Origin of the sequence: Castellaniella sp., from assembly GCF_041675725.1 — a bacterium.
Lineage (GTDB): Bacteria > Pseudomonadota > Gammaproteobacteria > Burkholderiales > Burkholderiaceae_B > Castellaniella.
Map to the genome: position 1 here is coordinate 1 of NZ_JBAYTI010000090.1, position 8423 is coordinate 8423.

General features: G+C 59.9%; 6 protein-coding genes. All 6 read right to left on the bottom strand.

Translation table 11 applies throughout. The features are described from left to right. Window positions 1-119: 119 nt before the first annotated feature. A complete protein-coding gene (locus WCZ84_RS13010; protein WP_372686706.1) occupies window positions 120-1166 on the bottom strand; it encodes a Wzz/FepE/Etk N-terminal domain-containing protein in 1047 nt (348 codons plus the stop codon). Then, window positions 1163-2344, bottom strand: a complete 1182-nt coding sequence (locus tag WCZ84_RS13015) for a glycosyltransferase (RefSeq protein ID WP_372686707.1) — start codon at window positions 2342-2344, stop codon at window positions 1163-1165. The genes WCZ84_RS13010 and WCZ84_RS13015 overlap by 4 nt, the downstream gene beginning before the upstream one ends. A 17-nt stretch (window positions 2345-2361) precedes the next feature. Next, window positions 2362-3633 carry an oligosaccharide flippase family protein gene (locus WCZ84_RS13020; protein ID WP_372686708.1) on the bottom strand — a complete coding sequence of 424 codons (1272 nt, stop codon included), beginning with the start codon at window positions 3631-3633 and terminating at the stop codon, window positions 2362-2364. Then, window positions 3630-5477, bottom strand: coding sequence for a glucosyltransferase domain-containing protein (locus WCZ84_RS13025; RefSeq protein WP_372686709.1), 1848 nt, complete (start codon window positions 5475-5477; stop codon window positions 3630-3632). The genes WCZ84_RS13020 and WCZ84_RS13025 overlap by 4 nt, the downstream gene beginning before the upstream one ends. 398 nt (window positions 5478-5875) lie before the next feature. Further along, on the bottom strand, window positions 5876-6424 hold the full coding sequence (locus WCZ84_RS13030; protein ID WP_372686710.1) for a hypothetical protein: 549 nt from the start codon (window positions 6422-6424) through the stop codon (window positions 5876-5878). A 207-nt stretch (window positions 6425-6631) separates the two neighbouring features. Further along, on the bottom strand, window positions 6632-8423 hold a 1792-nt coding region (locus WCZ84_RS13035; RefSeq protein WP_372686711.1), incomplete at its 5' end, for a YadA family autotransporter adhesin.

Below are 8423 nucleotides of genomic sequence, written 5' to 3' on the forward strand. Positions count from 1 at the left end.
ACAAACAGCGCAAGAAAGCTCAACGACAACTGGACCCGCGTCGCGAGCCTCAGATAGTGGACGTACAGCAAATAAACCAGCAGCAGAAGGTAATACACCATTGCTTTTTTACCGAATACTCACCGAGCGATCGGGCGCATTTTTCTAAAATAGCCAACAGACAGCCGCCCCAGGATCACCAGGAACCCAAGCACCAACCCTATGGCGATCCCTACTGCCACCACAACGATCCGATTGGGAAAATACGGCGCCGCCGCCGCGGTGGCTGGCGTGGCGACGAAAGCCAGATCGCCTTCGAGCGATTGCACCGTCATCTTGGAAAGCCAGTCTATCTGGGCCTGCAGCATCTCCAAACGCCCTGAAGAAGGCTCGACCAGCAAAGGATCGGTTGCCGCCGTGACAGCTGATTGCCCCGCACTGCGAGCCGGCGCCCCCTCATGGCTGGCTGCCTGACGCAATAAATCAAGATACTGCGTGTTGACTGCCAATTCATTGGCGACGGCATCCTGCAATAGCACGAGCATTTCAGCACGGCTTTGCTCTAGTGCCAGATTCACAAACGTGTTGACCCAGCGCGCCGCCAATTCGGGGTCTGTGTACCACAACAGGACATCGACCTTGGGAATTCCCCGTTGCGCATAGGATCGAACGTCAAAACGCTGCGTGATAGCGACCCGCTCTGATTCTGACAACCCCTTGCCTTCAGGGGACTGCGCGAGCCCCTGCAGGAACAGATCAGAAGTTTTGGTTGCCCTGAGCTGCTGTTCAAAGATCTCGAAGGCGGCTGCCGGCGTCAGTTCTTTCCAGCTCAGGACTTCCGACATGACATTGACGCCATTGTCACGACCTTCGGTGAATGCCGAAATAATGAACCCGAGCCAATCGGGCATTTTCCTGGCATTCGGCCCATGGACGATCTTGTCCAGCAAGAGCAGGGTTCGGTTGTAATCATTCAACTGCGTCTGGAGCGAAGGCACTACGGTGACCACGGCGCGATAGCGCGGCTTGGCTACGCCCAGGAAAACAAGGGATCCCAGCAAGCCCACGACGATGAAAGCAACCACAATCCACTTGCCTTGCCAAAAGGCGCTGAATACGTCATAAAACCCCGGCAGATCATCATCTGACACAGGGGTCGACATATTTTCTTGAGACCCTGTATTCATGGCTCCACCTGCAATATCCTGTTGAAAATCCGTGTAAAACGAGCCGCTTGCGCCGCTGTCGAATACGATGCTAAATAAATGTCCCGCGCCCGCTGCGATTGCCTGGGATCCAAAGCCCTGTGCCGGGCCTCGAGCAAAGCAACCAGCTCATCGTCGGTACGCGCCAACGCCAACGCCATGGCCCCGTCGTCACGCCGGATCGCGTCTTCATAGCCCGTGCAGGCATGCGGCAAAGCAATGACGGGCAGACCGTAGGACAACGCCTCGGCCACCTTGGTTTTCATGCCGCTTCCCCAAAGCACGGGTGCAAGATACAGTGATGCGGCGCGAAACAGCGCATCCATTTGCTGGATGCCTGGTGCCGCATGGTAAGTGACCCCCGGTGCCTGCGGCGCAGGCAACCGATCGAGGCCAGCGCCGGCCACCACGAAGCGGACGACCTCGTGCGGCCCCCGCCCCCGGTTCACGGCGCTGGCCACACGATGCAAGACGGCCAATGCATCCTGGTTGGGCGCAAAGCCAAAGTGTCCAGTAAAAAGAACCGACCCATCGCCCGCACCCGGCACCTCGCAAGCGCCCCCAAACGGATCCCGCACCGTGATTGGCAGGATGTCCGTCAGCGAAGGGCGCCCATACAGCTGTTCGAACAGTGTCCTGTCTGCCTCGGTAATGAAGGCGACCAGATCAGCCGCATGGGCTTGGGCTTCGGCCCGCCGTATCTCGAGCTGCTCGAGCATCGACGCCGGCCGCCGCAGCGGCGGTAACGAGCGGGCCTTCTGCCGCTGCAGGTCGAACTCGACATTGTCGCTACAAAGAATGTACTTCTTGCGCGGATAGGCTGCCCTGAGCCGCCGCAAAATCCGACCACCGCGCGAATTATGCAAGACGATGAGATCGGAGCCGGCCGATTGCCGAACGATGCGATCGAGGTAATACCCCAAGAAAGTCGGATGCCCGCGCATCCGCGCCAGCACATCGGTACGCGTGTTTTTTTCGAGCTCGACTTCGGATACCCGTGCATCTTCAAACGCCTGAACCTGCCCTCCCATGGCCTTGCCGATGACCTGAACCTGGCGAACACCCTCGGCCTGAGCCAGGCCTGACACCAACGACCTGAGATACAGGCCACCGCCAGAAAGTTCCTGTAAGCCGTTCAGGGAAATCACCGTCACATGCATGTGCGCGCTCTATTCATTTACTTGGCCACACCCATCGGCCGGACGCGATGCACCGCCCACAGAAGCCATAGCCCGGTCAGCAGGCTGACCGTGTGCGCGACCCCCAGCGCCAACGGCCCCTGATGCCAACCCAGGCCAAGATCGGGCACCAAGAGGCTTGCACCGGCAACCAGGCCAACCCCCCACTTCAGGGGAACAGCCCGGTGATTGCCAGCATGAATCAGCACCGCATCCAGCCCCAGCGCAGCAAACCCAGGGACCAGCACAGCCAGCGCCAACTGAAACATGGCTGCGGTCTCGACAAACCCGGAGCCGAAGATCAACAGGACAATAGTGGGCGCCAGGATGCCTGCGACCACGACCATCGCTAGGGCGATACCAGCCAAAATCGACAACAGGCGCAACGACGTCCACAGCGTTTGCCGGCCTGCCCGGTAGAGCAGCGAAGGCGCCAGCGCCACGACGGATACCGGACCAAAATACCAGACACTGTCGAGCAGATTCATCGCCGCCGCATACTGGCCGTACAATTCAGCATCCAGACGGGCATGCAGAATCAGCCGGTCCATCCGCAAGATGAAAATCAAGGCAACCAGGCCTAGCCAGATCAGCAAGCCCTTGCGAAAGAACCACCGCACCAGCCTCAGCGTGGGCCGCCAGGCCCATGGCCAGCCATCTTCCCGAATGCCGAGCAAGTAGCATAATGCCGTGAGCAGGTGATCCGCCGTATAGACCACGATGAACGCCAGGATGGGCGCCTGCATCCGATACAGCACGACCACGGCAGCCACCTTCAGAATGGACACCAGCAACCGGGTGCCCGTGATGATGCGCGTGGCCTGCGCGACCTCGCGGATCAGACGCAATACATTGAATGGCTCGATCACCAGGAGCGAGACTGCAATCACCAGCATCAATGGCTGGCGCTGGACTGGTTCCATCAGCAACGACCAGCCCGCCATCAATGCAAAAGCCAGCGCACCAGCCATCAGGCGCAGCACGAACAGCGAGCCCAGCAGGCGCTTGCGATCGTTTGGGACGTCGCAAACCGCCAGGCGGGGTGCCGACACTTCCGTACTGGCGATCAGCCCCACCGAAGAAAAAACGATCAGGGTCGACAGGACGTACTGGAATTCACCAAAAGCCTGCGTGCCCAGCGTGCGCGCCACCAGGCCCACGGCGAGCGCCGAAAAAGCCAGTTGGACAATTTTCTCGCTCCCCAGCCATAGCAGGCTATGCAAAGCCCGAGCCTGCATCAGGCCATACAACGGTGAGCGATGCGACATCATTTGGGATACTCGTGTGTGGCCGCCCAAACTTGGCCGTTCTGGTCGAACTGCCCCGTCTTGAACTTGCGGACTCTTTGCTTCGGTAAATGCACCACACGGGCGCAAGCAGGGCCCCGATGTGTCAGATCATCGCCGAGCATCTGAAAATCCAGATTCTGGAAACGACTAAACGGCGAGTCATGGAAGAAGCCCTGCGCGTTGTCTGGATAGACATGAAGAAAGAAAGGCCTTTTCAGGGACTGCTCGTTGCAGGGCTGCGCCACATAGACCAGATTCAGGCCTTCTTGATAGACGCGGATACCACCCGCGTCGACCAAGGGGACTGCCGGCCAGCCCGCCACGGTGCGCCCCGTCATTATACGCTGTACCACCTTGAGATTTTCCTGCTGGACGGGATCCTTGAAGGATAAACGATAACACTCGCCCTGTCTTTCGAGCTGGTTGAAGCGGTCATCCAGCAGGACATGACGCTCACCTGCGCAGCGGGCCGCCACACCTTCGTGAAGAGGGAAAAAGCGCTCGAACAAGGCCTCATGGCCAAAACGTTCAAAGTTTGAACGGGCCAGTTCGGTGATGACCGGATACTGGCGGCTCTGGACGTCGAAACTGCCCGCCTGGCCAGGTGAACCGTCTACATCGAGGCGATACGGATAGCCTATGAGAGGGCCGGCATTCGCCAAAGCGATCTGGATGCGCGATTGATCGTGCGCCCACTGATCGTCCATGGCATTGCCGTACACTGTCGTCAGGCCCATCAAGCCCATGACAAACACCGTCAACAGAACCCTGGACAAGACAGAGGCCCGATGCGCCAGCGCTACCACGACCACTGCCACCACGACGTTGAAGCCCACCATGTAGCGGTACGCAAACACCGGCTGATCAAGCAGCAAGGGCAGGCCCGGCGCTACAAGCCAAATAACCACCAAAAATACGGCGGCCCCCAGAAACTGCCCCAGCGACCGGGCCTGGCGCACCAGGAACAAGGCGCCCAGCAAGACCGTAAAATACAGCACCCAGTTATAGCCAACAAAATGAATGAAAATATTCAAATAGGCTTGGCTGTTGCGCAGCAACCCAAGAGGAAGGTCTGCCCAAGGCAAGGTGGTCGTAGAGATGTAGCCTTGGTAATCGTGGTGCAGAAACACCCTATACAGCAGCATCGCCAACAGCCACGAAACCAGCGCAACACCGATGAATCCCATATGATCGCCGCGGGCCCATTCCCCGTCACGATACTGACGCCACACTACAGCTGCAACACCGATCAGGTAGACGCCGCTGGCCAGCTGATAGGTGGTCATCATCAGCAACAAGCCGATGACGGACGCCACCACAAAAAGCACCCGATCAGCCACCAGCAAGAAAGGTACCAGCGAGGCCAGCACCGACATACCCATGAAGGCCGAGTCATAGGTATAGCTCATGCTTTCGTAAAAAAACGGGTAAGTCGCCAATACCGTGGATGCGAAGACCGGAAAAGGCTGCAGTTTCCCAGCTACGATCTGCACCAGCACGACGGCTGCAGTCGCCAGACTGGCCAAGCACACCAGCTGAAACAAGGGCGAGTAGTCAAACGCGTGCCCCGAATAGCCCAACCAGCGAATGAAAAATTCTGCCGTATACCGGCTCAAGTGCAAAAACGACGGTGAGCCGCTGATTTTCTTGAGATTATCGTCGGCAAAATAATAACCGTTGATGCGCAGCAAAGACAGATACGCAAGCACCATCAGAAGAAACACAATGCCTGCATAAAGCCAGAAACGCCTGCGGTCTGCACACGCACCCAGGCCGCTGGCCAACCGATGCCGAAACCCGCAAATCAGGCGCTCAACTTGGTACATGTTTTACCTTGTTATGCGCCGAATTGAACAACGTGTATTGCGCTGATATCAGGCTCATGCCATATCATGGAAAAAGCTACCGCTAGTACGCGCACTGAGAAAGCGGCGCACAAGCCATTGGACTTTTGGGAGATTGCCCTGACGAGACTAACCAACAACCGGGCGGTTAAAAGGTCTGCGTTATGCTAGAAATAATACGCAAGACCTGGATCGAGGACTACCCCGATTCGTGGGAAGGCCAACGGTCTGTCAGGATGTAGCCGGCAAGCCGCCAGCTGCGTAGCTGGAAGCCAGCTAAAGAAATGATGCCGGAGAATGATGCCGGCGTAGAGCGTAGAGAGGTTGGCGCATCGACAGCGGGCAGGAGCCCCTGCTGCCGATGCACATATTAGCCAATATTACTTGCCCGCGATCCGATCGACCAGCGTGATGGCTTCTTGCTCGGTGCCAAAACCGATGTCCAGAATCCCATTGGTGATGGGCTGTTGCAGCTGGTAGACTGCCTGCAGCGAATTGCCCAGCGTCAGGACCAGGTATTTACCAGGAAAACGCTCGCTGATGGACGCCAGTTTCTGCGCCCCGACTTGATTGAAGGTGAACCGCACGAACGGGCGGCCGTCCTTGGCGCGGCGCGGTTCTGCCGTGGCCAGATCGGCCCGTGTCAGGATGGGATCCGGCAGGTACCAGACCGCCGAACCATCCTTGAACTTGAGTTCTTGCAGGCCATTGTCTTGTTCTTGCTGGGCCAGACGGAAATCCACGCTGACCAATTGCTGCGCATTGCCGGCCTGCTGGCTGCTGCCTGCCTGTGCGGCGGGCGGCGTGGCCAGGCTGGTATCCGCCGGTGGGGCGCTGTTTCGCTTGAGCGCCAATTGCTGGCAGCCCGCCATGAATGCCAGCGCCATGACGACCGAGAAAACCTTGCTGAAGCGCTTGAGATATTGCATCGAAAGCTCCTGTGAGCTGGAGAAATTGACAGAACAACCGTATTGTTGATCAACCGTCGGTCACCGTTGAACCCGCCATGACATCGAATAAAACGCCATCAAGCCCCAACCCGAAGGCTGGGGCTTGATGAGCGGCCCATCTACAACCCCATGGCTGCCAGGCCACCCGCCCTGCCTATGCAGAAGCGGGTGCCCGATGCCAGGATCTTACCACTGATACCCGGCACCGACCGAACCACCGTAGTCGCCGCGCGACGACCCGGCACCCGAGGCCTTGACGATCCACTTGCCGTCCTTCGTCATGTGCGACAGACCCAGGGCATACCCGGTTTCGCCGCGCCAGATACCGCCGGCGATACTGACCATGCTCTTGCCGGCCTGGTTGGCCTGTGGCAGACCCGCAGTGGCCAGGGCGGCTGCGATACCCGCGCTGGCGCGCCGGTCGTTCTTGTGGATGTCATCCTCAAGACCATCGACCCGGCTGCTGAGGTGATCCACGGCCTGGTTGGTGGCATACAACTGCGAGCCGTTGACCGCATCGGTGCTGGTCGGGCTGATCTCGCCCGCAGCCACGTTGCTGATCTGCCGCTCTTGCCCCGGCGCCCCCACGCTGACCACGCTTTGCGGATTGTCGCCTGCAAAGTAGTACGTCTTGCCAGCGATGGTGGTCGAGCTGGTGGGCGTGGGCGCCGACACCATGGTGCCGTTGCCCAGCGCCACCGAGCCATCCAGACCCGATGCCACGTTGACGTTGTTGCCCAACACGAACGTGTTGTTGGACTTCACGTTGTTGTTGCTGCCGACCACCGCCGAGTTGTTGCCCGAGACCTTGTTGTTGTTACCGAAGGCCTGGGAGCCGGTTCCCGTGATGATGTTGGGGTCACCCACTGCCGTGGAGTTCGCCCCAGTCACCTGGTTGCCCGTGCCGATGCTGATGGTGTTCGGGCCACTGGCGACTGCCCCGGTTCCCATGGCGATGGCGTTCAGGCCGGATGCGCTGGCACCAAAGCCAGACGCCTGGCTGTTGATGCCGGATGCACTGGCGCCTGTCCCTGAGGCCTGGCTGTTGAACCCGGAGGCACTCGCGCCGAAGCCGGCGGCCTGGCTGTTGACGCCCATGGCGCTAGCGCCTGTCCCTGAAGCCTGGCTGTTGAACCCAGCAGCAACGGCCAGCGTGCCGGTGGCAATGGAATTCACCCCCAGCGCCTGCGCCCCAGCCCCCATGGCCTGGCTGCTGACACCCACTGCATTGGCGCCGGCGCCCATGGCCGTGGAGTAGAGGCCAGCCGCCGACGCTGCGGTTCCGATGGCCACGCTGTCGAGACCAGACGCACTGGCATCCTGACCGATCGCCGTAGTGCGGAAGCCCGCTGCGCTGGCACCGTCACCCAAAGCGAGGGTGCTGAAGCCATATGCGTTTGCATCGTTGCCTATGGCGATGGCGTTGCTGAAGGTGGCTGAAGCCCCCGTACCCGTGGCGATGGTGTTGGCGCTGTTGGCCGTGGCGCCCGTACCGGTAGCGACGCTATCGCGTCCCTTAGCCGTGGCTTCGTTGCCCATGGCGTTGGAACGTGCACCCGACGCGGTGGCATCGTCACCAATGGCATTGCTGGACTTGCCGCTGGCCTCGGCAGAGCTACCGATCGCCGTTGAATCTTCACCGGATGCCGCAGCACGGTAACCGATCGCGTTGGACCGTTCTTCACTGGCCTGCGCACCATCACCGATGGCGTTGCTGGACTCACCCGTGGCCTGGGCACCGGTACCGCTGGCCAGGGCGTCACGCGCGCTGGCCACCGCACCCGTACCACTGGCCGAGGAATCCCGACCCGTGGCGCTGGCATTCGTGCCTGTCGCAATGGCGTTGCGGCCTGTCGCATTGGCGCGCACACCCGAAGCCTGGCTGTTGATGCCCGTGGCGTTCGAATTCGTGCCGCTGGCCATCGTGTTGATGCCCGCCGCATTGGCGTTCGTGCCGCTGGCCGAGGCGTTCAACCCG

Coding starts and splice junctions, on each gene's coding strand:
- WCZ84_RS13015 (WP_372686707.1), bottom strand. CDS start 2,344: ATGCATGTGACGGTGATTTCCCTGAACGGCTTACAGGAACTTTCTGGC.
- WCZ84_RS13025 (WP_372686709.1), bottom strand. CDS start 5,477: ATGTACCAAGTTGAGCGCCTGATTTGCGGGTTTCGGCATCGGTTGGCC.
- WCZ84_RS13030 (WP_372686710.1), bottom strand. CDS start 6,424: ATGCAATATCTCAAGCGCTTCAGCAAGGTTTTCTCGGTCGTCATGGCG.
- WCZ84_RS13010 (WP_372686706.1), bottom strand. CDS start 1,166: ATGAATACAGGGTCTCAAGAAAATATGTCGACCCCTGTGTCAGATGAT.
- WCZ84_RS13020 (WP_372686708.1), bottom strand. CDS start 3,633: ATGATGTCGCATCGCTCACCGTTGTATGGCCTGATGCAGGCTCGGGCT.